The sequence below is a fragment of the Peribacillus sp. P4_D6 genome (assembly GCF_056401795.1).
In genome coordinates this window covers 48,529-73,436 of record NZ_JBFUIQ010000014.1, presented here as the reverse complement: position 1 = coordinate 73,436, position 24,908 = coordinate 48,529, and the positions used below count along the sequence as shown (strand labels likewise).

The following is a 24,908-nucleotide window of genomic DNA, read 5'->3' as shown; positions in this document are numbered from 1 at the left end:
GATTTCCACTTCAGGCACTCGCTTTCCGCGGGCGGTCCGGGAGCCTCCTCGGCGCACTTGCGCCTGTGGGGTCTCCCTTGGACGCGTATTCCCGCAGGAGWCTCGTACCTTCCGTTCCAATCAACTGGATTGTTTTTTAAGTCTGGTATCATCCCGAACCATGATTTTAAAACAAAACTAGATTATCCCTAATGGGTTTTTGACTGTTTTATGGAACCCTCAAAGGATTGAAGAAATTTGCGACACTCCTGCCGAATAACTGGCTAGCCGAGACCCCACAGRCGCTTGCTTTGAKGCGGCTTGGCAGACAGCCGGCGGAAAGGGARCGGGTTTCTGAAATCAACGCCGAACGTTTTTAGGTCCAGTCCTAATTGGCATCTTGATTGAAGTGTTTTCAAGATCCACAGGTTACCTGATCATGGGGGCATTATCAATTGCTTCAACCATTCTTATCAAAACCTCCATAAAACGCTCAAAAAAAGAAGCTTCCAAAGAAGAATTTCCTCTTGAAGAGATGCTGATTAATAGAAAATAATTTCCGAAACAGGAAAGAGCAGACCTTAACGGGGTTGCTCTTTTTTTACTTTTTTTAAAGTTCAACTTCACGTTATCAATAAAATGCATGCAGATTGTCTTAATGGCCATAATGATTTTTATTCACAAAATTTCATTAATATTGACGGTATCAATCTATGACTTTATCATAACAGCAGGATAATGATAATCATTTTCAATTATGAAGTATTCGTTGGGTAAGAAGTTAAATAGGTATAGATGACGGAAAGGGTGCAAAATATGAGGGAATTTAGAAAAGTAAGAACGTTTGGGGGAGGAGCATTTATCCTGTTACTTGCTATTATGGTGATGTTATCAGGATGTAATAATTCTCAAAAAACAACAGAAGCAGAGAAGACTTCTGCCAAAACAAGTAATCAAGAAATAAGGACGATTAAGCATGAAATGGGAGAAACGGAAATGAAAAATACTCCTAAAAAAATCGTTACGCTTGAGTTATCTTTCGTTGATTCTTTAAATGCCCTAGGGATAAAACCTATCGGGATTTCAGATGACAACAAAAAAGATATGATTACAAAACTTGTAGGTCAAGAAATGGAATATACTTCTGTAGGGACACGTGAGCAGCCTAATTTAGAGGTGATCAGTTCTTTACAGCCGGATTTRATCATTGCAGATGCTGAGCGGCATAAAGGGATTTATAAAGATTTGCAGAAGATTGCTCCTACCATTGTCTTAAAAAGCCGGGAATCTACCTATCAAGAAAACCTGGATTCTTTTAAAACGATTGCAAAGGCAGTGAATAAGGAAGATGCTGCAGAAAAAAGATTGAGTGAGCATGAAAAAACGATTAAGGAACTTAAATCAAAGCTTACTGTTGATTCAAATATGACTGTTTTACCAGCAGTTGTACGAGATACTTCATTCCAAGCCCATACTTCATCTTCTTATGATGGAGAATTGCTTGAGCGCATGGGATTGAAAAATGCCATTCAGCAGAAACAGCCACATGCCGAGATGAACCTTGAGCAGCTTGTCGAGATCGATCCGGATGTGTTGCTTTTAGCGAACAATGAGGGAAAGTTACTTACTGATGAGTGGAAAGACAATCCACTTTGGAAAGACTTGAAAGCTGTAAAAAACGGACAAGTGTATAGTGTTGATCGAGACTTATGGACGAGATACCGCGGTGTTGTATCCGCAGAGGCCATTGCTAAAGACACTTTAAACATGCTTGGAGAAGAATAGACGAACAAAAGCGAAGTAAGAGATCCCATTCTTACTTCGCTTTCCATTAGGTTTAAATTTTGTCAGGAAGTGTGTTGTATAGAAAATGGAAACTGTAGGTAGAAGAAAACTGAAAGTATTATGTACGGCTATAGCTGGGATCGTTTTGTTAATTTTAGGCATCCTGACGAGTATTTCTGTGGGAGCGTCCGATATTGATGCATCAATGGTTTTGAAGTCCTTTTTTGAGGCCGACTCGTCCAAGGAACAGACTATTATAAGGACTCTTCGATTGCCACGAGCTTTAGTTGGAGCATTGGTCGGTGCCAATTTAGCGGTAGCGGGTGCTCTCATGCAGGCTATTACCCGGAATTCATTAGCTTCTCCACAAGTGTTTGGTGTTAATGCCGGTGCCTCATTTTTTATTGTGTCAGCTTTTGTTTTCTTTCCTAACCTTTCTTCCGTGTCTCTAGTTTGCGTTGCATTCATTGGTGCAGCAATGGGAGGGATGGCAGTCTATTCTTTTGCTTCGGGAGGAGGAATGACCCAAGTGAAGCTGGCATTGGCTGGAATGGCTGTTCACTTTTTTTTATCTTCTTTAACGCAAGGCATGATCATCTTTAATGAACAAGCGAAAGATGTGCTCTATTGGTTAGTCGGGTCAATTAATGGGAAAACATGGGCGCACGTGAACATGATCCTTCCTTGGTCTATCTTCGGGCTGCTTGTTGCTGCCATGTTCTCTCGATCTGTTTCCATCCTTGTCTTAGGAGAAAATATGGCGCAGGGACTTGGGCAGCGGGTGTACCGAATCCGTATTTTAGCAGGAATATTGGTGATCATTTTGGCAGGATCTTCGGTTGCCGTCGCAGGCCCAGTGGGATTTGTGGGATTGATCATTCCTCATATCGTCAGGAGGCTGGTGGGCGGGGATTATCGAAGGATCATCCCTTTTTCTGCATTATTCGGCGCTTTACTCTTAGTGTACGCAGATATTCTCGCACGTTTCATCGCTTATCCTTTTGAGTCGCCGGTAGGCATCGTAACCGCTATGATCGGTGCGCCATTCTTCCTTTATTTAGCGAAGAGAGGGAGGAATATTAAGCAATGAAACTAAAACGGACATTTGGGTTGAAATCAACTTTGCCCCCTTATTCCATTATCCTGTTGCTCTCGGTTACCGTGCTGATTTTAGCAATGGTGAGCCTGGGCTTAGGGGCCATTTATATTTCACCTTTAGAAATTCTCCAAAATTTCCTTGGAAATGGCATGCAAAGTCAGACATTCATTCTGCACAACTATCGCATACCGCGCATTCTGATTGCCGTGATAGTGGGGGCCGGATTGGCAACGGCCGGAGCCATTCTGCAAGGGGTCCTTCGAAATCCGCTGGCTTCTCCAGATGTGATTGGGGTAACAAAAGGGGCCGGATTGGCAGCAGTTATCGTCATTGTTTTATTTCCGCAATCGCCCATTATCATACTGCCTCTTTCAGCATTTATCGGAGCGGCGGTCATGGCTGCCATTTTGATGATATTTGTTTATAAAAAAGGAGCTCAACCAAATACGATAGCTTTGGTCGGAATCGCTTTAGGGGCCATATGTCAAGCTGGCATAGAGTATTTCATGGTCAAGTTCCCGGATGATGTAAACACGACACTGCTGTGGTTGACTGGCAGTCTATGGGGAAGAGGATGGGATCAAGTATTCATTTTGCTACCATGTCTTATGCTTGTACCGGTATTGATTGCATTAACTTCAAAAATGGATGTACTGAGCCTTGGAGACGATATGGCCACAGGTCTCGGTGAAAGGTCAAAATTACTGCGTTATATATTGTTAAGCGTTTCAGTCATATTGATCGGAGTCTGTGTAGCTGCGGTTGGTTCAATCGGGTTCATTGGTTTGATCGCCCCCCATATTGCAAGGAGAGTGGTGGGGTCAAAATTCAAGGTTTTACTTCCCGCTTCAGCTCTTTTTGGTTCTATCTTTCTACTTGTTGCCGATAGCCTGGGAAGAGGATTATTCCCTCCAATAGAAATCCCTGCCGGAATTATCACTGCGGTGATTGGTGTACCATATTTTTTATATCTATTGCGCCGTGAAAGAAAAATAACATAAGGAAGGCTGAATATCATGACAACATTATCAGCAGAGCATCTTTCGCTCTCTTATGGGGCAACTCAAATCATTGATAATATCGATTTGGAAATTCCTGAAGGTAAGATCAGTATAATCATTGGTTCCAATGGTTGTGGCAAATCTACGATTCTGCGGTCCCTAGCTAGATTATTGATGCCGCAGCAAGGCACGATCTATTTAGATGGAAAGTCCATTCATCAGCAATCTTCCAAAGAAGTGGCCAAGAAATTGGCCATCTTACCCCAAGCTCCGGAAGCTCCGGAAGATTTAACCGTTAAAGAACTATGCTATTATGGCAGGCATCCGCACAAAGGCTTATTTTCCAGACAAACCCCAGAAGATCATAGGATTGTCGAACGTGCCTTATCAGCAACAAAAATGACGGAGTTCGCTGATCGGACATTGGATGCATTATCTGGAGGACAAAGGCAAAGAGCATGGATTTCGATGGCCTTGGTACAAGAAACCGACCTTTTACTGTTAGATGAACCGACAACCTATCTGGATTTAGCGCACCAAATTGAAATATTGGAATTACTGCGCGATTTAAACGAAACGTATGGACGCACGATTGTCATGGTTCTGCATGATTTGAATCAAGCGGCACAGTATGCCGATCATCTGATTAGCATCAAGCAGGGAAAAATCTATAAAGAGGGACCGCCTGAAACGGTATTCACAAAAGAGATGATCAAGGACGTTTTCAGACTGGAATGCTGTATTATTGAAAACCCTGTTGATCAAACGCCTCTATGCATTCCCATAGGTTTATCTCAGGATTAGAAAACTAGCGCCGTCGTACCGAAATAATTAAGTCAACATATTCATTGTTGGCTTTTTTTCTTATTTACGAATGTTGGTGAGGAGTTGCCAAGATATTTCAGATCAAGAGGTTAAATGTTAAAATGGAAAGACTTATATATTAAAGGAGACTATTATTTTGGAAGCCAAATGTATTAAATTCTATGAGTTTGGGGATCCGCAAACGGTTTTAAAGGTTGAAAATAAATGTATTCAAAAACCTCTCGAGGGGGAAGCCCTCGTCCGGATGATCACACGTCCCATTAATCCGTCTGACTTGCTGCCCATTCGCGGTGCCTATTCCCACCGAATCCCCTTGCCTTCCATACCTGGTTATGAAGGGGTCGGCATTGTTGAAGAGGTGGGTCCAGCAGTTTCGAAAGAGCTGATAGGCAAGCGTGTACTGCCCTTGCGCGGTGAAGGAACCTGGCAGGATTATGTTAAAACATCAGCGGAGCTGGCCATCGTCATTCCGGATTCGATTGAAGACCACATAGCAGCGCAATTATATATAAATCCGGTAACCGCATGGCTAATCTGTACAGAAGTATTAACTTTGAAACCGGATGATGTATTACTCGTAAATGCTTGCGGATCTTCCATTGGCCGTATACTCGCCCAGTTATCCAAGATTCTTGGATTTAAGCTGATTGCTGTAACGAGAAACGATAAGTATACGGAAGAACTGCTTGAACTTGGTGCGTCATATGTGATCGATACATCCCGATCATCATTGCATGATACAGTGATGGAAATGACGAATGGGCGCGGTGCGAAAGCGGCCATAGATTCAGTGGGCGGCATCGATGGTTCAGAACTAGCTTTTTGTGTACGGCCTAATGGCATCTTATTAACGATTGGCCTTTTATCAGGACAGTCAGTGAATTGGGCGGAAATTTCACGAAGGACAAAAGTGGATGTTAAAATGTTTCATCTTCGGCATTGGAATCAGCAGGCTTCCGTTCGAACTTGGCAGGAAACATTTAACCTTTTGATGGGGTTCATTGCTGATGAAAAGTTGAAGTTCATGATGCCCGTTTCCCACTACAGCCTTAAAGATGTTAAGGAAGCGATTATTGTCACGAGCAATAAAGGGAAGATATTTTTAAGCAGCTGATTTCACAATGGATAACCACTTAATTGAAGCATTCATCTTGCTGCTCTTCCAATAGGTTCCTAAGGTAAAGTGAAATGGCCCCTGATAATATGGAATTACTTGATTACCTGTAAGGTGCTAGTTTAGAATGCGGAATAGGACATGTTGATACTGATACGACTTTGGAGGAAATACTTATGAAAACAATATATGTGAATGCTACATTTTTTACGATGGACAAGGAAAACCAAATCATTGAAAACGGCATGATGATTGTACAAGATCATACCATATCCTACATTGGCCAGCATGATGAACAGCAATTGGCAGATGCAGATCATGTGGTCAACCTTGGCGGGAAATGGATCATGCCAGGCCTTGTGAATGCCCATTCGCATATAGTAATGACCCTTTTACGCGGTATCGGGGACGATATGCTGCTGAAGCCATGGCTTGAAACGAAAATATGGCCGATCGAAAGCCAGTTTACAACGGAAATCGCCACTGTAAGTTCACAGCTTGGCATTATGGAAATGATGAAATCAGGAACCACGACATTTTCGGATATGTTCAATCCTAATGGAATAGATGCCGGTGCCGTCATGGAGACGATAGGCGAAACAGGAATGCGCGGAGCCTTTTCCTATACGATTTTCAGCTTGGGTACCGAAAAAGACCAAAAAGCGAACCTCATGGGGGCTGAGCAGTTTTCAAAAAACTATAAAGCATTTGCCGATGGCCGCCTGACTACCATGGTCGCACCACATAGCCCATATGCCTGCACGCCTGAAGCGATCATGGAAAGTGCACGAATTGCAAAAGAGAATGATTTGATGGTGCACATCCACGTATCGGAAACGGACTTTGAAATCCTCGACATCGAAAAACGTTACGGATCACGTCCTGTCGAGCACCTTCGCCGTCTAGGCCTGTTCGATCAGCCCACCGTCATGGCACATGGTGTGGTCCTTAATGATGAAGAGCGGGCGATCCTAAAACAGCATGATGTTCGCGTTGCCCATAATCCAATCAGTAACCTGAAGCTCGGATCTGGGATAGCCGATGTCGTCAGCCTTCTTGATGCAGGCATTAAAGTGGGAGTGGCAACAGATGGCGTTGCCTCCAATAACAACTTCGATATGTTCGAAGAAATGAGGACAGCCGCATTACTGCAAAAAGGAATGTATAAGGATGCCACAAAATTCCCTGCCCAAACAGCACTCGCCATGGCCACAAGAATGGGCGCCGAAGCGATAGGCATGGGTCACACAGGATCACTGGAAGCTGGTAAAAAAGCAGATTTCATCACCATTTACCCATATAACAAAGAACACCTGCAGCCACTGAGAGAAGCCTATTCGCACCTTCTCTATGCAGCACGCGGAAATGACGTATGTGATGTATACATTGATGGAAAAGTGGTAGTGAAAGATGGCCGCTGCTTAACGATCGATGAAGAAAAAGTAATCGCCGAAACCAATCGTCTGCAAGGAACCCTATCACGATAACACTGATGGGAAAACAACCGGATGCACAGAAGAAAGGAGCTGTTATTGCAGCTCCTTTTTTTTATGGACTCGATGATTCATTTTGAGGAACTTATTATTATGTTTTAGTAAGGAATAGTTCGCATCGGATGGCAGTCAAAAAGGAATTACCGCTAGTATTGTGGATTGAACTACCCGCCACTAATCGACCTTATGGTCTGATTGAAGTGGGGGATTCCTAAGAACATTAGCCTATAGGCCAATTTTTAATTAGGCTAACCCCGTCGTTCCGACGGTTAGAAGCCTTATGGCTTCGTTCATTAGATTAAGTCCTGCGTTAATATCTCGATCGTGGTGAGTAAAACAAGAAGGACAATCCCATTCACGAAGTTTCAGATGTTTAACGTCTTTATTTTGGTACCCGCAGCTAGAACACAATTGGCTAGAAGCAAACGTTTTTGATACGGTCACGATTTGTTTACCATACCATCTTGCTTTGTATTCCAACATTTTTTTGAATTGGTACCAAGATACTTCACTAATCGCTTTAGCTAGTTTGTGATCTTTCATCATATTGGACACTTGCAAGTCTTCCATTCCAATAACATCGTGGTTTTTGATGATTTCGGTAGAGACTTTATGTAAGTAATCCATTCGGGCATTTGAAATTTTTTCGTGTAGGATGGCCACTTTTCGTTTTTGTTTTTGATAGTTTTTAGCTTCAGACAATGGGTTATTTCGATTCAAAGCTATTTCTTGTCGCCTTGAAAGAATCCGTTGTGCTTTGGCCAATTTTTTTTCGACCGTCCGGAAGAATTTTGGGTTTTGATAGACCGTACCATCTGAAAGAATTGCAAAGTTCTTCAAACCAACATCTACACCGCACGAACGATTCGTTTTAGGATGTACTTGTACATCGGTTTCGGCTAAAACGGAAATGAAGTATTTACCTGAAGGGTTCCGCCTGATTGTGGCATTGATGATTCGCCCTTCGACTTCGCGGCTTTTAGCAAAACGAACTAAACCGAGTTTGGGCAATTTGATTTGGTTTCCAATCATTCCGATATTTCCATTCGTATGTTTAGTCGTGTAGGACTGGACCGGATTCTTTTTTGATTTGAAGCGTGGAGACTTGTTTTGCTTTTTATAATATCGGCTATAGGAATCTGCTAAATTTTCCACCGATTTCTGTAAGGCAATACTGTCTACTTCTTTCAGGAAAGAATATTCTTTCTTTAAAGCTGGAAGTTCTTTGATTGTTGCGTATTTATTCACAAAAGATCCTTTCCATTTATTAAAAGGTAATTGGCCGTTCTGCTTCATTTCTTCACAGATATACCAGTAAGCATCTTTCTCATTTTGTTTGCCTAAAAAGAAGTTATAGACAAAACGAGAGCAGCCAAATGTTTTATTGATGAGAACTAATTGTTCTTTCGTTGGATAGATTCGAAATTTATAAGCTTTGTTTACGACCATTGGTTTCACCCCCTTATTGTTATTATCAACCAGAGAACGTACGTTTGTCAAAAGGATACTTTGGTTTAGGCCAACCGCCATTCATCTCCCCCTTACCGCTGGGCTCTCGCCCTTCACACGCTTGAAGAGGGAGTCTTCTGGCGGGAAATGATAAAATTGTTCTTAGCACTTAGAAATCCGTCGTGAGTCCAGTTTCTTTGAAATATATAAACAAAGTAAGCAAGTTAAAAATATTAATAAGAAAATAGGGATGGCAAAAACGGTTAAAAACGAAAATATGAAAAAAATGCCGCTTACCGCAAATATGAGCCAACTGCTAATCAGCAAGCAGCTGGATAAAAAATCTTTAACCGCATGGATCATGTTTCACCAATGGTTGAAAAAGGAGGACAAGATGAATGGACAGGGAATCTTCGTTGTTAAAAGAGCATTTGTATGAGCTGGAGGAGAAATTGTTAAACTCTGAAGTTCGTACATCTCCAGAGGAGCTTTCATCATTATTGAAAGATGATTTCTTTGAGTTCGGCAGTTCGGGTAACATATGGTCAAAAAGCGATTTTATTGGGCAAGAGGGAGCCGGAGCAGTGAACATGACCCTAAGTCAATTTGAGATGCATCCATTGTCTGATGATACCGTGTTAATTACATACCGGATTTTTGATGAAGATAAGCTGGAACATACCTTAAGAAGTTCAATCTGGAAATGTGCGAATGGAAGATGGCAGATGTTTTTTCATCAAGGCACAAAAACAAAAGGGCCCTTTTAAGACTTTTATTTATGAAAAAGAAAGTTTTCCCTGCTTGAAAACTATTTCACTAAAATGATAAGGATGGATGAAGTTGATCTTTCGTACCATTGATACGGACAAAGATAAAGATACTATCATTAAATTCCGGAAAGATTCCTTTATTGTAAGTTTTGGAACTGATGCGGGTTTTGGATATGAACATGCCTATCTGCAACGAATGGAAGAAAGGGTCCGCAAATTTCCGGATGGACAGGTGATCATTGAAAAGGACCAAGAACCGATTGGACAAATGGAACTTCAAATTCGGGAGTACGAAGGAACTGAAATTGGCTATGTGAATCTATTTTATCTTATTCCCGAATACCGCAGTAAAGGCCTTGGCAAGGAATTGGTCCGCTACGCAGAAAACTTTTTCAGGCAATTTAATGTATCCGAATATCACTTAAGGGTTTCTCCGGATAATCAAAGGGCGATTTCTTTATATACGAATTCAGGCATGGTGAAGATAAGGGAAGAAAATGAAAAATACCCTGTATGGAGAATGAGCAAATCATTATAAAAGTAGAAATATAAAATATATTGATATAATAAAAAAAGTATCGATTCACTATACTATGAAACTATTTATCGCGATGAAAAATATGGTTGACTTTAGCGAAATTAGAATATATAGTGAAGGACATAATTAAATATAACGTTAATTCTTATCAAGAGATGTGGAGGGACTTGGCCCTATGATACCTCGGCAGCGGGTTTTTACTTTTGTAAAAATACTGTGCTAATTCCAACGGACGAAAGTTTGAAAGATAAGAAGGAGCTTTTCTTAGATAATTAATTTAAGAGTTTACTCTTTTTTATGTCTAAAAGAGGCCTCTTCTGTCTGATGACGGAAGAGGCCTCTTTTGTTTATTCAAAATGTATATGGTTATTTGGAGAATGGGTGCATTACTCATGAGTTTCGCGCAATAATCGTGAGTTTGGTGTAATTACTCGTGAGTTTGGCGCAGTTACTCGTGAGTTTCACGTAATTACTCGTGAATTTGGTGCATTTACTCGTGAATTTTGCAGTTTTACTCGTGAATTTCGAAAATGTAACCCTATCATTATGAAACGTTGCAAAGCTCTTCTCTCTGGATAAGGAATTCGTACAAATAAACAGCATGGGGGGAGATTGGATGATTGAGTTTCAGGATGTTAAGAAGGTTTATCAAACAAAGAAACAGACTGTCGAGGCTTTGAAGGGCATTGATTTGACAGTGGAAAAGGGGGATATATTCGGGGTAGTCGGTTATAGCGGGGCCGGAAAGAGTACGTTGATCAGGTTGGTCAATTTGCTTGAACATCCTTCAGATGGTTCGGTGATTGTTGGGGGCAAGGATTTAACCAAATTAAGCCCGAAGGAATTACGGGCAGAAAAGAAAAAAATCGGGATGATCTTTCAGCATTTCAACTTACTAAACTCAAAGACTGTTTTTGATAATATTGCCATGCCGCTGGTATTATCGGGAACTCCGGCTAAGGAAATCAAAAACCGGGTAGGCGAGCTATTGGAGTTCGTTGGCTTATCGAGCAAAGCAAAGAGTTATCCGGAACAATTATCCGGCGGGCAAAAGCAGCGGATCGGCATTGCGAGGGCATTGGCTACGAATCCATCGATCTTATTGTGTGATGAAGCTACGTCGGCATTGGATCCACAAACAACGAGTGCAGTTCTGCAGCTCTTAAAAAAAATTAATAAAGAATACAATATCACCATCCTGCTAATCACTCATGAGATGTCTGTCATTCGGGAAATTTGCAATAAGGTAGCGGTCATGGAGGGCGGCTGCGTCGTTGAACAAGGTTCGGTTTTCGAAGTTTTTGCCAAGCCGCAAACGGATATTGCAAAAAACTTCGTGAGAACGGTCATACATGACGAAATTCCACAAAGTTTCTTAAAAAGCATAGGGTCCCATATCCCGATTATTTGGAAAATTAATTTTATTGGAACTACTTCGGGTACTCCTTTACTTTCAACCATCTCGAAGAAATATGATGTTCATTTAAGTGTCTTATCAGCCAATATTTCTGAAATCCAGGAAACGCCTTTCGGGAATTTGATCATCGAAGTGACAGGGAGCAAAAATGAGGTCGACAAGGCTTATCAATATATTAAAGATGAGGGGATTCTCGTCCAGGAGGTGCAAGTATAAATGGGTAATACGCTTTGGGGTATGGAAATAACGGCAGAGCAGCTGTCGACAGCTTTCGGTGACACACTTTATATGGTAGCCATCTCATTGATATTTTCCGGATTGATTGGGCTTCCGCTCGGTATCCTGCTTGTCATTACAAGAAAGGGTCACATCCTGGAGAATAAATGGATTTTTAATGTATTGAATCCGATCATCAATATCCTGCGGTCCGTTCCTTTCATCATCTTGCTTGTAGCACTCATTCCGTTTACAAGAATGATTGTCGGCAGTGCGATCGGAACGAATGCGGCCATTGTTCCGCTAATCTTTTACGCGGCTCCTTATATTGCCCGGCTTGTGGAAAACTCGCTGTTGGAAGTGGACAAAGGGATCATCGAGGCAGCTCAGGCGATGGGGGCGACAACATGGCAAATCATTTACCGCTTTTTGATTCCCGAGGGACTTAGTTCGTTAATCCTGACATTTACAACAGCGACAATCGGGCTTGTTGGATCTACGGCGATGGCAGGTGCTGTCGGTGCAGGCGGGGTCGGGGATTTAGCCTTGGCTTACGGTTACCAAAGGTTCGATACGATGACGATGATCGTCACAGTGGCGGCGCTCGTGATCATCGTTCAATTATTGCAATCCACCGGGAACTTTGTTTCAAGAAAAATAAGAAGAAGATAAAACGAACAGGAGGCAGGAAAAATGAAAAAAATCTTATTAACGATCATGGTATTGGCATTGGCCATCGTGGCTGCAGCATGCGGGAACGATGAGGGTGCATCAGGGAGTTCGGATGATGTGAAAACTGTGAAAGTCGGTGTCAGCAGCGGGGATACGAGAACATGGGAATACATTGTCGACTTGGCGAAAGAGGAAGGACTTAATATCGAACTGGTCACTTTCAATGATTATATCCAACCGAACCTTGCGTTAAGCGAAGGTGAAATTGATGCCAATTCATTCCAAACTGTCGCCTATTTCGATGAATTCGTTCAAGATCAAAATCTGAAATTGGAGGCCATCGGGTCGACTGTCATTGCACCTATGGGCCTTTATTCGAAAAAACATAAAAGTCTCAAAGATCTTCCGGATGGTGCTACGATAGCCGTTCCGAATGAAGCAACAAACTTTGGCCGGGCACTGCTCCTGCTTCAGGAAGCTGGATTGATTACATTGAAAGAAGAATTCAATGGATCGGGATCATTGGAAATCATTAAGGAAAATCCGAAAAACTTGAAAATCCAGCCTGTTGCTGCCGGCAATACACCGCGTCTATTGGATGATGCCGATGCTTCAGCCATCAATAATAACTTTGCCGTCGAAGCAGGCCTTACATTAAAAGATTCTTTATTCCATGAAAGTAAAACGGCGAAACCATATATTAATATCATTGCAGTTAAAAAGGGAAATGCCGATCGTCCTGAGCTGCAAAAATTAGTGGAGCTTTATCAATCGAAAGAAGTGGAAGCGTTCATTGAAAAAACGTTTAAAGGAAACACCATTCCTGCCTATGTTTCTGTAGATGAATTAGTGAATTACCAGGACGCTTGGACAAAACCAGCTAATGAAAAGTAATGGATCATTCAAGAAAAAGGGGAGATTAAGACATGGCGAGAGAATCAGTGCTGAAGCAGCATAAGCAAATCATTGAAGATCATATCGACCTTCATTCCGAATTATATATCGAAACGAGCCAAGCCATTCATGCCAAACCTGAAATTGGGAATCAAGAGTTTTTCGCCTCGGATACATTAACCGGAATACTTCGAAATGAAGGATTTGAAGTGACCCGCAATATTGCCGGGCATGAAACAGGGTTCATCGCCAAAAAAATCTCTTCAAAGAAAGGACCTACAATTGCCTTTTTAGCCGAGTATGATGCATTGCCGGGTTTAGGCCATGCTTGCGGCCATAATATCATCGGCACAACGAGTGTGGCGGCAGGCATTTCCCTGGCTCAAGTGCTGGAGGAAACGGGCGGAGAGGTGATCGTTTTCGGAACACCGGCTGAAGAGGGCGGGCCGAATGGAAGTGCAAAAGGAAGCTTTGTGAAGCACGGTCTATTTGATGGGGTGGATGCGGCCATCCTTATCCATCCTGCAGGAAAAACGGGTGTAACAAGTCCATTTTTGGCAGTCGACCCCCTTGATTTTCATTTTTACGGGAAGTCAGCACATGCAGCAGCTGCACCTGAAGAAGGCGTGAATGCACTTGACGGGGTGATTCAGCTGTTCAATGGCATTAATGCTTTGCGTCAGCAGCTCCCGGCCGAGGTCAAAATTCACGGAATCATCACCAATGGCGGGGAAGCGCCTAACATCATTCCTGAATATGCTTCCGCCAGATTTTACATTAGAGCAACAACATGGAAACTTTGCCAAGAAGTATCCAATAAAATACGTGCTGTTGCTGAAGGGGCAGCACTTGCCACAGGAAGCACGGTTAAAGTGGAACGTTTCCAAAATGAAGTACTCGATTTTGTCATCAATCCAGTTCTGGATGAACTGCTAAAAGAAGAACTGACTCAATTAGGAGAAGCGGTGGCTCCTCGAAAAGAGAGTGGCTTTGGCTCGACGGATGCAGGTAATGTAAGCCATGCAGTGCCGACAGCACATCCTTATATAAAAATTGGACATGATGAGTTGATTGCCCATACGAATGAATTCCGCGACTGTGCCAAATCTCCTGCTGGAGACAAAGCCATCCTGACCGGAGCAAAAGCTCTAGCACTTACAGGGTATAAATTGCTTTCGGATAAAGACCTGTTGAATCAAGTGAAAGCGGCATTTCATGAAGCGAAGCAAAAATAAATAAGATGCAGGAAAAAAATAGTTGACTACGGAGCATGTAGTTAGTATTATAATAATACCGAGTAATTAAATAGGAATTATAGGTTAATTGACCGGAAAACCGGAGACTTTTCTTTCATGTAAAGAGGTGTCTCCGGTTTTTTGTGAATGGGAAAGTCAATACGTATTAAAAAGGAGGATTTATCATGGGGCTATTATTGCGTAAAGCCATTGAGAAAAAAAGGAACTTCCTGATCAATAAGTTGATTAACAAGGGAGTTTATAAAAAGAATGACATCCATCTATTTGAATTGACCTTAACCGATTTAGAGAATGAATATATTAAAATAAGCAAAACCGAAGAGAAGGAATCCGACGATCATTCCCCCTGTCTAGGGATACATTTCATATAATATCAGAATAAAAGGAGAGGGTGAAATGAGGAAGGGTGTGGAAGAAAGGCGGAAGGAATTAATCTATAAACTTATGATCCATACTGTAAATAAAACGGTGGAACAGCTTATGAAGTTAACCTTGAAAGAATTGGAAATAGAATATAAAAAGGTTCAAAATGACTGTCACCCCCATAGTGATGCGGGTTCGATACATTGGGTCCATACAAAACGGCAGTAGGGTGAATGTGGAGCCTTAATTCACCATAAAAAATTTCATCATTTTGCTAACGGCTGCTTGTGCTGATTCTGCATGATATTTTGAATGGTAAGGGTCGCTGAATCCGTGTCCCCCCATGAATTTATGAACTTCGACATCCTTACTTTCTAAAGCTGAAATTAACTCGTCGACATTAAAGGATGGCTCTTCTAGCGGGAAAAATAGCAGTGCAGGGCATCGTGGCGCCAATTCTGCATAATTCCTAATACGCGAACCGTAGTAACCAACAATTCCATCGACACACTCTTCCTCACTGCACAGCCATGCTACAGTTGCCCCTGCACTGAATCCAAGAATGAAAATCTTTTGGTATGCATCTTTTATATCCGATACTATATCCTTTATCTTATATAAAGCACCCGTGAAACCTACGTTCTCCATAAAATGCCGATAAGCAGCATCCTCTTCGGAATAATCAAATGGCCTCTCACGTTCTAACAAATCCGGACAGATCACATCAAAACCCTGTTTTGATAATAACTCACAAAAATCCTGCATATGTCGGTTCAGGCCATATATTTCGTGAATGACAATGATGACAGTATCGGACTTTTTCTGTATGTTCAGCATGTATAACCTCCTAAAACTGTGTAAAAATTAAAAACTAGATAGATAAAAGCCAACCAATAATTTTCATCCTTAACTATTACAAATCATAAGTACATTACCATCAGGATCTTGAAAGTTAAAATAAGCAAAGTCTCCAATACGCTCTATTTCTTTAACAATACGTATGTTATTACCCTTAATGAATTTATAGGCTTCGTCTATATCCTTTACGTAGAAATTAAACAATACATTGTTGGATGGTTCGAATCTAAAATCAGGATCTAATGTATGGTCATCTAACGTTAATCCAGTTTCATATGTTATAGGAATATTGTAAACCGGCGATTCTACAGAATCACTATTATGAGGAATGCCAAGGAGATTACTATACCATCCAACTGATTTTTTAAAATCTTTAACATGAATGAAAACATTGTTAACTTTAGGGTAAATAGGAGAATTTATAGATAAAGAAAAGGTTGTTTAAGACAGCCCTTATCGTTAGCTATTCCAAATGCGTAGTACTATTTGAAAATCTTATAAGTTTGTATGGATGATCAGTATACTCAAGAAGATGTATTCCTGTATTATCAGAATTGAACCACACATCATTAATTGCGGGTGGTAATTGAAGAAAGCTTTCAATTATTTTAGTAATCATCCCTCCGTGGGATATAATGGCAATTCGTTTATAATTAGCACTGTTCTCTCTAATATAAGCGAGTACATTTTGAGCTCGTAATCTAAAATCTAAATTATTCTCCCTATCCTGCATCTCTCGTAAATCTTCCAGAAGTGTGACTGGACATTTGATAGTATTTGATAAAGTTTCGGCAGTTTTACTAGCACGAAGCAAGGTGCTTGACCATATAAGTTCTGGTGGAAACTCTTCGGAAACACGTCTGCACATTTTTTCTACTTGTTTAACTCCCTTAACAGTTAGTGGTAAGTCAGTAGTTCCTTTGTAATTTTCTTCTAGAAAATCGTCTTCTGATTCACCATGCCGAATTAATAATATCTGCAAGATATCACCTCAATTTTGTTTATTTATCCCAATTTATAATTCTACTCAACTTTAATAAAACCTTTAAAAGAATAAAAATTGAGCTATTAGTTATATCTTTAAACTATACATTAATGGTATAAGATCGTATCATGCCCTTTTTCACACGTTTATATGATTGTGGTGCTGTTAACAAGTAAGTTTCAGCACTCCTGAAGATAAGTTAACCCTTGAAATAGCAAAACAACCACGTGACAAAATTGTAAGACGGCAGCTTAAACTGTTAGGAAGAACGATGGCGATATATTTCCTTTCTCTTTAATATGTAAGAAAAAGAGGAAGGTTGGGTATGAAATGGACTTTTTTGAGTTGAATACCAATGTATTCAGAATGATCAATGACTTAGGGAAACAGTACGATTATTTAAACCCTTCTGCCATTTTCATTGCCGAGTACATGGTATTTTTATTAGCTTTGGTAGTCATCTTAATATGGTTCACTCGAAATGAACAGAGTAGGATGATGGTTGTTTGTGGGATGATTACGTTTGTAATGGCTGAAATGATGGGGAAAATGGCAGGGAGATTACATTCGAATAATCAGCCATTTGCCGAATTGGCCAATGTTAATCAGTTAATTGAAAAAGCAGTGGATAATTCATTTCCAAGCGACCATACGATCTTGTTTTTCTCGTTTTGTGTATCGTTTTGGCTTTTCAAAAGAGGATGGTGGTTATTATGGATCATGCTGGCTTTCCTTGTTGGCATTTCCCGTATTTGGGTAGGTGTCCACTTTCCGGCGGATGTGCTGGCAGGAGCAATACTGAGCACCATTTCAGGATTGGCGGTATACCTTATTGTTCCTAAAATAAGCTTGATTCATAAATTATTAGGGGGATATAAGAGGTATGAAGAAATGGTTCTATCCCCGTTAACTAAATCGAAGGAAAAAAAATCAAAGGATTTGTAAGCGGAAACAGGGTTGCTAAGGCAGCCTTTTTTTATAATACAAAAATATCCATATGGTGATCCTGATGGTAAAATTAAGCGAAAGCAATCCAGCGCAATGGGGGTCTTAATATTGATTGATATCCAAGAAATCAAAGACATTATCAGGCATCGCTATCCATTTCTTTTAGTTGATAGAGTTTTGGAACTGGAAGAAGGAAAGAGGGCGGTGGCCATTAAAAACGTCACGGCAAATGAAGAGTTTTTTTCTGGTCACTTTCCCGATTACCCAGTGATGCCAGGTGTGTTGATCGTAGAGGCATTAGCACAGGTAAGTGCTGTTGTCATGCTTACAAAAGAAGAAAATAAAGGGCGGATCGGGCTTTTGGCCGGGATCGATGGATGCCGTTTTAAAAGGCAAGTAAAACCAGGGGACCAATTACGTTTAGAAGTGGAGATTACTCGCTTGAAAGGTCCTATCGGTAAAGGTACAGGAAGGGCTACTGTCGAGGGGAAAACTGTATGCGAGACAGAGCTCATTTTTGCTTTTGGTGATTGATGATGATACCGATAAAAAAAGCTTACGGGTATGTGACAAGAATCAATAATGGAGAAACACAGGTATTGGTTTTTCAACATCCCATTAAGGAAGCCGGTATACAGATACCCAAGGGAACGGTGAAGCCTCAAGAAGATGCTTACCAAGCAGTCATTAGGGAAATGAAAGAAGAAACAGGTCTGGAAAATTTTCATGTGGAGAAATTAATAACAGAAGATTTTTGGGAGAACGTCGATGGTGCCATACATAATAGATATTTCTATCAAATAAGTGTATCGAATGTTCCTGATGAATGGGACCATCAGCCGACGGGTGGAGGAGATGAAGCGGGGCTGACATTTCATTTCTTCTGGATTTCATCCGAACATGAAGTGCAACTTATCAAAGGGCATGGAGATTATTTAAACCGGATATTTATCTAACCTGCAGTTTATCACAGCCGGCCAAGATCAWTAWTGATCTTGGCCGGCTGTCTTTTAATGATCAGGTTTGTTTCTCGGTAATGAAAGTTTTTACGGTTGGCGGTTCATATGTAATAAATTGATCAAGAAGTCCATTAGGTTCAACATCTACCAGCGCCATGGAACGGAACTTTTCATGCAGGAACTGTTCGTCGGCCATATGGTTGAATAAAGCGACCAAGGGATCATAATAGTGATTGATATTTAAGAGTCCGCAAGGTTTTTGATGAAGACCAAGCTGAGCCCAAGTGAAAATCTCAAAGAATTCTTCCAATGTTCCAGGCCCGCCTGGCAAAGCCATGAACCCATCTGCAAGCTCAGCCATTTTTGCTTTTCTTTCATGCATGGATTCCACGACGATCAGCTCGGTTAAGTTCTTATGTGCTATTTCCTTTTTTTCTAGGAAATCCGGCATTACGCCAATTACATTTCCGCCTGCTTCCAAGACGGAATCTGCAACTGCACCCATGATTCCTACACTTGATCCTCCATAAACTAGGGTAATCTTACGTTTTGCCAGTTCCGCACCCAGTTTTTTAGCCTCTTCTACATAGACAGCAGATGCACCTTTGCTTGATCCACAAAATACAGCTAGACTTTTCAAAATATCACATCTCCCATTTAGTAATCTTGCTTTCTTATCATACAAAATTAAAGGGGATTTGTTAAACTTGAATGATAAAAAAGAAGGGTGGATGGATATGGACGTCACTGAATTTCAACAATGGGTAAAAGATTATTATGAAGCACGGGGATGGTCAGAATTGGACATCTTCATTCGCATTGGCTTTTTGGCAGAAGAAACTGGCGAGGTTGCACGAGCCATTCGCTCCCTTGAGATCGGCAGGGATAGACCTGATGAAGTGATTGGTTCGTTTGAAGAAAACATACAGGAACTAACCGAAGAATTGGGAGATGTGTTAGGAAACTTGATTGTGATTGCGAACAAATACAATATCCCCTTGGAGGAAGTGTTCAATGCCCATAAAATGAAACTATCTGAACGCTATAATCAAGCATAAGTTTCTTTTCGTGTGAACTAAAAGTTTGCCTACATAATTTCAGTAAACCTGTGAAAGAGCTGTGACTATCAGCTCTTTTTCTTATGGGGCAAACGATAGTTCATCATCCCATTTTATTCCTTGAAAAGAAATAATTTCAGACTTTTATCCCCCTCCATTAATAAAGAATTCACAAAATATGGGTAGTATGCGCGATTGAGATTGGATTTTATTGGGTATACACTTGGATTAAAGGAATGAACGTTCATTCCGCATCTTTTGAAAAAGGGGGGGATCATTATGATCACGGCAGCAAATAAACGAGACAGTATAGTAAAAAGCGCTTTAGTGCTTTTCGCAGAACGGGGATATGATGCGACGACGATTCCGATGATTGCTGCATCGGCAGGAGTTGGAGCGGGTACCATTTATCGTTATTTCGAGAATAAGGAAGTGCTGGGCAACAAGATCTTTCAAGAGTACTTGGATATTTTCACTGAAACGGTCAAGAATGGATTTCCTCATGATGATTCAATTCGCATGCAGTTTCACCATATTTTTAAAACGATGGTTCACTTTACAACCGAGCAGGACCAAGCTCTTTATTTTATTAAAATCCATAGTGGGGCCCATTTTTTAAATGAAGATAGTCATGCCAGCTTTCAAGGGCTATTGAATATATTCAAAAACTTCTTTGATTCAGGAAAAGAGAAAAAAGAAATTAAGGAGCTTCCTTCTTCAGCTTTGATTGCCATCATTTACGGAGCTTTTCTTGAGCTTGAGCGACTTGTTCGCATCGGGGAGTTAGAACCTGACCCAAAACTTTTGGCAGATGTGGAAGAAAGCTTTTGGGATGCAGTGCGATTACACGTTTGAGACACTTTCAATATAAACGGAATGAATGTTCATTCCGCATTCTAACTATCGTAATGAGGTGCTAATAAAATGGAAAATACAACTCAGTTTCCACAGCCAAAGACATATGGCCCCCTAGGCAGCCTGCCTATCATTGATAAGGATAAGCCACTTCAGTCTTTCATGAAGCTGGCACGAGAACTTGGGCCGATTTTTCAGTTTCAATTTCCGGGTCGAATCACTACATTCGTCTCCAGTGCTGCCCTCGCTAAAGAAATATGTGATGAAACAAGATTTGATAAGAAAGTCGGTCCAGCCCTTCAGAAAGTGAGGGCGTTTGGCGGTGATGGTCTCTTCACAAGTGAAACGAAGGAACCGAATTGGAAAAAGGCACATAACATCCTGCTGCCCAGCTTTAGCCAGCAGGCAATGAAGGGCTATCATGCTAAAATGGTGGATCTTGCTACCCAACTCATTCAAAAATGGGCTCGCCTGAATCCAGCTGATGAGATAGATGTTCCTGAAGATATGACACGATTGACCTTGGATACAATCGGACTATGCGGGTTCAATTACCGCTTTAACAGTTTTTATCGGGAGACCACCCATCCATTCGTCAACAGTATGGTGCGTGCGTTGGATGAAGCGATGAGCCAAACGCAGCGGCTCGGCATCCAAGATAAACTGATGATCAAATCTAAAAAACAATTCAGGGAAGACATTCAATATATGTTCTCTCTAGTGGATGAATTGATTGCCGACCGAAAACAAAATGGCGATCAAGGAGAAGATGACCTTCTTTCCCACATGTTGAAAGGGGTCGATCCTGAAACGGGCGCATCACTGAATGATGAAAATATTCGTTTCCAAATCATTACCTTTTTAATAGCTGGGCATGAAACGACGAGCGGTCTCCTATCGTTCGCCATCTATTTCCTCATGAATAACAGAGACAAGTTAAAAAAAGCGCAGCAAGAAGTCGATGAAGTGCTGGGTGATGATGTTCCTGATTATAAACAAGTGAAAAAGCTGAAATATGTCCGGATGGTACTGAATGAAACGCTTCGTCTGTGGCCGACAGCTCCGTCGTTTTCCGTTTATGCGAAAGAAGATACCATGCTGGATGGAAAATACAATGTGAAGAAAGATGATGTGTTCTCACTGCTCATTCCCGAGCTTCACCGTGATTCATCCGTTTGGGGTAATGACGTTGAATCGTTCATTCCTGAGCGGTTCGAGGAATTGGATTCCATCCCTTATCATGCGTATAAACCGTTTGGAAACGGGCAGCGCGCCTGTATCGGACAGCAGTTTGCCCTTCATGAAGCGACACTGGTGCTTGGCATGGTTTTACAGCACTTTGACCTGATCGATCATGAAGAATATCAATTGGAAGTTAAAGAAACATTGACTCTTAAACCGGACGGATTGACGATGCGCGTTTCACCGAGGAAGAAGGCGTTATCGTTTACCGTTGCTTCTTCAGAACCAAAGTCTCCGGAAAAAGGTGCCGCGGTATCTCCAACCGAATCAGTACATGGAACACCATTACTCGTCCTGTTTGGATCAAACATGGGAACAGCGGAAGGGATTGCCCGCGACCTTGCCGAAACAGGGAAGCGGCAAGGCTTCCATGCCGAAGTTGCCCCTTTAAATGATTACACCGATCGGCTTCCAAAAGAAGGAGCTGTTCTCATAGTCTCGGCATCTTATAATGGAAATCCCCCTGATAATGCAGGTGACTTCGTTTCATGGCTGAAGGAAAACCATGGTGGCACATTGGATGGTGTTCATTATGCGGTCTTCGGCTGCGGGGACCGGAATTGGGCCAATACGTACCAACGCATTCCAATCTTCATTGATGAGCAGCTGGAACAAAAAGGAGCAGTGCGGCTGTCAGAAACAGGCTATGGGGATGCAAGCGATGACTTTGAAGGGGATTACGAGAAATGGACAGAAGCCCTTTGGCCTAATCTTGCCGAAGCCCTGAACATTGAAGTCAATGAGAATGATCGGGAAGTCAGCTCGATTACGATGAACTTCGTAAGTGATGTGAGCGGCACACCTCTTGCCCGCACCCATCATGCGTTTACATCTATTGTAAAAAGGAATACTGAATTACAGCATGAAAATAGCGGAAGAAGTACTCGGCATATAGAATTAACGCTGCCAGAGGGAATACATTATCAGGAAGGCGATCATCTCGGGGTGCTTCCGCAAAATCCAGCGGAACTTGTCGAGCGAGTGCTCGGTCGATTTAACCTAAACGGCCAAGATTACGTGAATCTGACTGGGGATTCCGGAAAAGCTGCCCATCTTCCTACAGGAAAACCGGTAAAACTGGAAGAGTTACTATCAAACCATGTGGAGTTCCAAGAACCCGCCACCCGGTCTCAAATACGGGCGCTTGCCACTCATACGGTATGTCCTCCACATGTAAAAGAACTTGAAGATCTTCTATTGGATAATACCTATAAACAAGAAATCTTGAACAAGCGCATAACCATGCTTGACCTAATCGAAAAGTATCTTGCATGTGAAATCCCGTTTGAACGTTTCCTGGCTTTACTGCCACCTTTAAAAGCAAGATACTACTCCATCTCAAGCTCACCACTCCACAACGAAGGAGAAGCAAGCATCACCGTAAGCGTCGTCCGTGGAGAAGCTTTGAGCGGCAACGGGGAATACAAAGGAATTGCATCGAATTATTTGGCAGAACGCTCCCAAGGAGACAAAATAGCCTGCTTTATCAATACGCCGCAATCCAACTTCCAGATGCCAAAGCAAACAGGAAAACCAATCATCATGATCGGCCCTGGAACAGGCATTGCACCATTCAGGGGATTCATACAATCACGTCGCGCTTTAAAAGAAAAAGGTGAAACGCTAGGGACGGCCCACCTCTACTTTGGATGCCGTAATCCGGAACACGATTTCCTCTATCAAGAAGAACTCGTCCAAGCCGAACGAGAGGGCCTTGTAACACTGCACACCGCTTACTCCAGATGTCCCGGTCAAGAAAAAACATATGTCCAGAACCGATTGGCGGAAAACGCCCATGACATCCTTCCTTTATTAAAAGAAGAAGGAGGACACCTATACATCTGCGGAGACGGAAGCAAAATGGCGCCAGATGTTGAAAGAACCATAATTGACAGCTATATGCATATCTATCAAACACAGAGAGAAGAAGCCACAGAATGGCTGCAATCATTAGAGGAGAATGGCAGATATGCGAAAGATGTTTGGGCAGGAGCATAAATAAGAAGAGCAGCGATCCTTAAAGGAATCGCTGCTTTCTTTATGAAAATACGAACTCACGAGTAAAACAGCTAAACTCACGAGTAAATAGCGGAAACTCACGAGTAAAGCCTGAATTCACGAGTAAAACAGCAAAAATCACGAGTAAATAGCGAAAACTCACGAGTAAATAGCGAAAACTCACGAGTAAAGCCCGAAATCACGAGTAAAACAGCAAAAATCACGAGTAAATAGCGGAAACTCACGAGTAAATCGCTCAAATTCACGAGTAAAACGCTCGAATTCACGAGTAAAACGCTCAAATTCACGAGTAAAACAGCGAAACTAATTAAAAAAGTGCAAATACCTGAGTAAACAGCAGAAATCTCGAATATATCGCTCAAACTTTCGAATATATCGCCCAAACTCACAAATATATCAATCAAACTCTTGAATATATCGCTCAAACCTCGAATGATGACGGAGAGCGTTTACGGATTCTATATTCATTGTTAGAATTTGAGAATGTGTTAATACTTTGGAGGCAGTGGAAGTGAGGGATGTTTGGTCAAGATCCTTCTTACTATATTTGTGTTAAGTATTTTTTGCTTTACTCTGATTAACCAGCTTAGTCATGATGCGGCAAGAACTACGATAAAGGGGTTCTTTTTAAAATGTTTAAGTATACTGTTTGTTTTGTAAAGAAGAATAATGAACTTCTTATGCTTAACCGGGAGAAAGCTCCAATTATGGGTGTCTGGAATGGGGTGGGGGGAAAAATCGAGAAAGGTGAAACACCTGATATGGGTGCGCAGCGTGAGGTACTTGAGGAAACGGGGATAGAGGTAGAGTCCTTTTTTTCTAAAGGAACCGTAACCTGGGAGACTCCAGAAGGTGAATTGGATGGAATATATGTATATTTGTATATGGCGGATAAGGATTTAATTTATGAAACACCGAAAAAAACGCGGGAAGGCATTCTTGATTGGAAATCCATTGATTGGATACTTCATCCGCTTAATCTCGGAATTGCTGAGATGGTTTCACAGTACTTGCCGGTTTTATTGAAAAAAGAAGGAAACTATACATTCACTTACAAAAATGGTCAAATGCATAGATCTTGAACGAATCTCGTACCCTTTTGAAACTTGAATC

26 protein-coding genes and 1 riboswitch are annotated in these 24,908 nt (G+C 41.5%); of the genes, 21 read left to right on the top strand and 5 right to left on the bottom strand.

The genetic code is table 11. The features are described 5' to 3' along the window. Positions 1–795 precede the first annotated feature (795 nt). The 6 genes from AC1DVB_RS07465 to AC1DVB_RS07440 all read left to right on the top strand — a co-directional run bounded on the left by AC1DVB_RS07465 (position 796) and on the right by AC1DVB_RS07440 (position 7,290). Entirely contained in the window at positions 796–1,764 is a 969-nt protein-coding gene (locus AC1DVB_RS07465) for an ABC transporter substrate-binding protein (RefSeq protein WP_477588783.1), read from the top strand. Positions 1,765–1,849: 85 nt separating this feature from the next. Next, complete coding sequence (locus AC1DVB_RS07460; RefSeq protein ID WP_477588781.1) at positions 1,850–2,854, top strand: FecCD family ABC transporter permease; 1,005 nt, start codon at positions 1,850–1,852, stop codon at positions 2,852–2,854. Further along, complete coding sequence (locus tag AC1DVB_RS07455) at positions 2,851–3,864, top strand: FecCD family ABC transporter permease (RefSeq protein ID WP_477588779.1); 1,014 nt, start codon at positions 2,851–2,853, stop codon at positions 3,862–3,864. Before AC1DVB_RS07460 ends, AC1DVB_RS07455 begins: the two co-directional genes overlap by 4 nt. Positions 3,865–3,879: 15 nt before the next feature. Continuing rightward, positions 3,880–4,668, top strand: a complete 789-nt coding sequence (locus AC1DVB_RS07450) for an ABC transporter ATP-binding protein (protein WP_477588777.1) — start codon at positions 3,880–3,882, stop codon at positions 4,666–4,668. A gap of 157 nt (positions 4,669–4,825) precedes the next feature. Continuing rightward, positions 4,826–5,803 carry a zinc-dependent alcohol dehydrogenase family protein gene (locus AC1DVB_RS07445; protein WP_063575206.1) on the top strand — a complete coding sequence of 326 codons (978 nt, stop codon included), beginning with the start codon at positions 4,826–4,828 and terminating at the stop codon, positions 5,801–5,803. A gap of 176 nt (positions 5,804–5,979) precedes the next feature. Next, positions 5,980–7,290 (top strand): amidohydrolase family protein, encoded by a 1,311-nt coding sequence (locus AC1DVB_RS07440; protein WP_477588775.1) that lies wholly within the window; start codon positions 5,980–5,982, stop codon positions 7,288–7,290. Positions 7,291–7,539: 249 nt separating this feature from the next. On the opposite strand, the gene tnpB is transcribed toward AC1DVB_RS07440, so the two are convergent. Further along, entirely contained in the window at positions 7,540–8,745 is a 1,206-nt protein-coding gene (tnpB, locus tag AC1DVB_RS07435) for an IS200/IS605 family element RNA-guided endonuclease TnpB (RefSeq protein WP_377435584.1), read from the bottom strand. Positions 8,746–9,143: 398 nt separating this feature from the next. On the opposite strand from tnpB, the gene AC1DVB_RS07430 reads away from it, so the two are divergent. From AC1DVB_RS07430 to AC1DVB_RS07395, 8 genes are all read left to right on the top strand, one after another. Next, the gene (locus AC1DVB_RS07430) at positions 9,144–9,512 is read left to right on the top strand and encodes a nuclear transport factor 2 family protein (RefSeq protein ID WP_477588772.1); all 369 of its coding nucleotides are present in this window, start codon (positions 9,144–9,146) and stop codon (positions 9,510–9,512) included. A gap of 67 nt (positions 9,513–9,579) precedes the next feature. Beyond that, a complete protein-coding gene (locus AC1DVB_RS07425) occupies positions 9,580–10,053 on the top strand; it encodes a GNAT family N-acetyltransferase (protein ID WP_477588770.1) in 474 nt (157 codons plus the stop codon). A gap of 142 nt (positions 10,054–10,195) precedes the next feature. Then, positions 10,196–10,307, top strand: a riboswitch (SAM riboswitch). A 362-nt stretch (positions 10,308–10,669) separates the two neighbouring features. Continuing rightward, positions 10,670–11,686, top strand: coding sequence for a methionine ABC transporter ATP-binding protein (locus AC1DVB_RS07420; RefSeq protein ID WP_145504405.1), 1,017 nt, complete (start codon positions 10,670–10,672; stop codon positions 11,684–11,686). Positions 11,687–11,707: 21 nt separating this feature from the next. After that, positions 11,708–12,358 carry a methionine ABC transporter permease gene (locus tag AC1DVB_RS07415; protein ID WP_034304722.1) on the top strand — a complete coding sequence of 217 codons (651 nt, stop codon included), beginning with the start codon at positions 11,708–11,710 and terminating at the stop codon, positions 12,356–12,358. Positions 12,359–12,379: 21 nt separating this feature from the next. Further along, positions 12,380–13,252: a MetQ/NlpA family ABC transporter substrate-binding protein gene (locus AC1DVB_RS07410; RefSeq protein WP_098863891.1), complete on the top strand. Its 873-nt coding sequence runs from the start codon at positions 12,380–12,382 to the stop codon at positions 13,250–13,252. Positions 13,253–13,284: 32 nt separating this feature from the next. Further along, a complete protein-coding gene (locus AC1DVB_RS07405) occupies positions 13,285–14,487 on the top strand; it encodes a M20 family metallopeptidase (protein WP_454861716.1) in 1,203 nt (400 codons plus the stop codon). Positions 14,488–14,672: 185 nt separating this feature from the next. Beyond that, positions 14,673–14,879 carry a Fur-regulated basic protein FbpA gene (locus AC1DVB_RS07400; protein WP_098863889.1) on the top strand — a complete coding sequence of 69 codons (207 nt, stop codon included), beginning with the start codon at positions 14,673–14,675 and terminating at the stop codon, positions 14,877–14,879. Between the two features lie 25 nt (positions 14,880–14,904). Further along, positions 14,905–15,099, top strand: a complete 195-nt coding sequence (locus tag AC1DVB_RS07395; RefSeq protein ID WP_454861715.1) for a Fur-regulated basic protein FbpA — start codon at positions 14,905–14,907, stop codon at positions 15,097–15,099. A gap of 15 nt (positions 15,100–15,114) precedes the next feature. Here AC1DVB_RS07395 and AC1DVB_RS07390 read toward each other — a convergent pair whose 3' ends face one another. The 3 genes from AC1DVB_RS07390 to AC1DVB_RS07380 form a co-directional block, all read right to left on the bottom strand. After that, positions 15,115–15,708 carry a dienelactone hydrolase family protein gene (locus tag AC1DVB_RS07390; RefSeq protein ID WP_454861714.1) on the bottom strand — a complete coding sequence of 198 codons (594 nt, stop codon included), beginning with the start codon at positions 15,706–15,708 and terminating at the stop codon, positions 15,115–15,117. 69 nt (positions 15,709–15,777) lie between these two features. After that, positions 15,778–16,140, bottom strand: coding sequence for a VOC family protein (locus tag AC1DVB_RS07385; protein WP_454862028.1), 363 nt, complete (start codon positions 16,138–16,140; stop codon positions 15,778–15,780). Positions 16,141–16,192: 52 nt separating this feature from the next. After that, positions 16,193–16,711, bottom strand: coding sequence for a histidine phosphatase family protein (locus AC1DVB_RS07380; protein WP_054399708.1), 519 nt, complete (start codon positions 16,709–16,711; stop codon positions 16,193–16,195). A gap of 333 nt (positions 16,712–17,044) precedes the next feature. Between AC1DVB_RS07380 and AC1DVB_RS07375 the strand changes: the two genes are divergently transcribed. The 3 genes from AC1DVB_RS07375 to AC1DVB_RS07365 all read left to right on the top strand — a co-directional run bounded on the left by AC1DVB_RS07375 (position 17,045) and on the right by AC1DVB_RS07365 (position 18,618). Then, positions 17,045–17,659, top strand: coding sequence for an undecaprenyl-diphosphatase (locus tag AC1DVB_RS07375; RefSeq protein ID WP_454861713.1), 615 nt, complete (start codon positions 17,045–17,047; stop codon positions 17,657–17,659). A gap of 111 nt (positions 17,660–17,770) precedes the next feature. Further along, complete coding sequence (gene fabZ, locus AC1DVB_RS07370) at positions 17,771–18,196, top strand: 3-hydroxyacyl-ACP dehydratase FabZ (RefSeq protein ID WP_095679034.1); 426 nt, start codon at positions 17,771–17,773, stop codon at positions 18,194–18,196. Positions 18,197–18,198: 2 nt separating this feature from the next. After that, complete coding sequence (locus AC1DVB_RS07365; RefSeq protein ID WP_095679033.1) at positions 18,199–18,618, top strand: NUDIX hydrolase; 420 nt, start codon at positions 18,199–18,201, stop codon at positions 18,616–18,618. A gap of 61 nt (positions 18,619–18,679) precedes the next feature. On the opposite strand, the gene AC1DVB_RS07360 is transcribed toward AC1DVB_RS07365, so the two are convergent. Beyond that, entirely contained in the window at positions 18,680–19,261 is a 582-nt protein-coding gene (locus tag AC1DVB_RS07360; RefSeq protein ID WP_034304154.1) for an LOG family protein, read from the bottom strand. Between the two features lie 97 nt (positions 19,262–19,358). Here AC1DVB_RS07360 and AC1DVB_RS07355 point away from each other — a divergent pair, with 97 nt between their 5' ends. The 4 genes from AC1DVB_RS07355 to AC1DVB_RS07340 all read left to right on the top strand — a co-directional run bounded on the left by AC1DVB_RS07355 (position 19,359) and on the right by AC1DVB_RS07340 (position 24,877). Then, a complete protein-coding gene (locus AC1DVB_RS07355) occupies positions 19,359–19,679 on the top strand; it encodes a MazG nucleotide pyrophosphohydrolase domain-containing protein (RefSeq protein WP_095679091.1) in 321 nt (106 codons plus the stop codon). A 279-nt stretch (positions 19,680–19,958) separates the two neighbouring features. Beyond that, the gene (locus AC1DVB_RS07350) at positions 19,959–20,534 is read left to right on the top strand and encodes a TetR/AcrR family transcriptional regulator (RefSeq protein WP_095679031.1); all 576 of its coding nucleotides are present in this window, start codon (positions 19,959–19,961) and stop codon (positions 20,532–20,534) included. Positions 20,535–20,603: 69 nt separating this feature from the next. Then, the gene (locus AC1DVB_RS07345) at positions 20,604–23,774 is read left to right on the top strand and encodes a bifunctional cytochrome P450/NADPH--P450 reductase (RefSeq protein ID WP_477588763.1); all 3,171 of its coding nucleotides are present in this window, start codon (positions 20,604–20,606) and stop codon (positions 23,772–23,774) included. 653 nt (positions 23,775–24,427) lie between these two features. Beyond that, entirely contained in the window at positions 24,428–24,877 is a 450-nt protein-coding gene (locus AC1DVB_RS07340) for an NUDIX hydrolase (RefSeq protein WP_278089636.1), read from the top strand. The last annotated feature ends 31 nt before the right edge of the window (positions 24,878–24,908 follow it).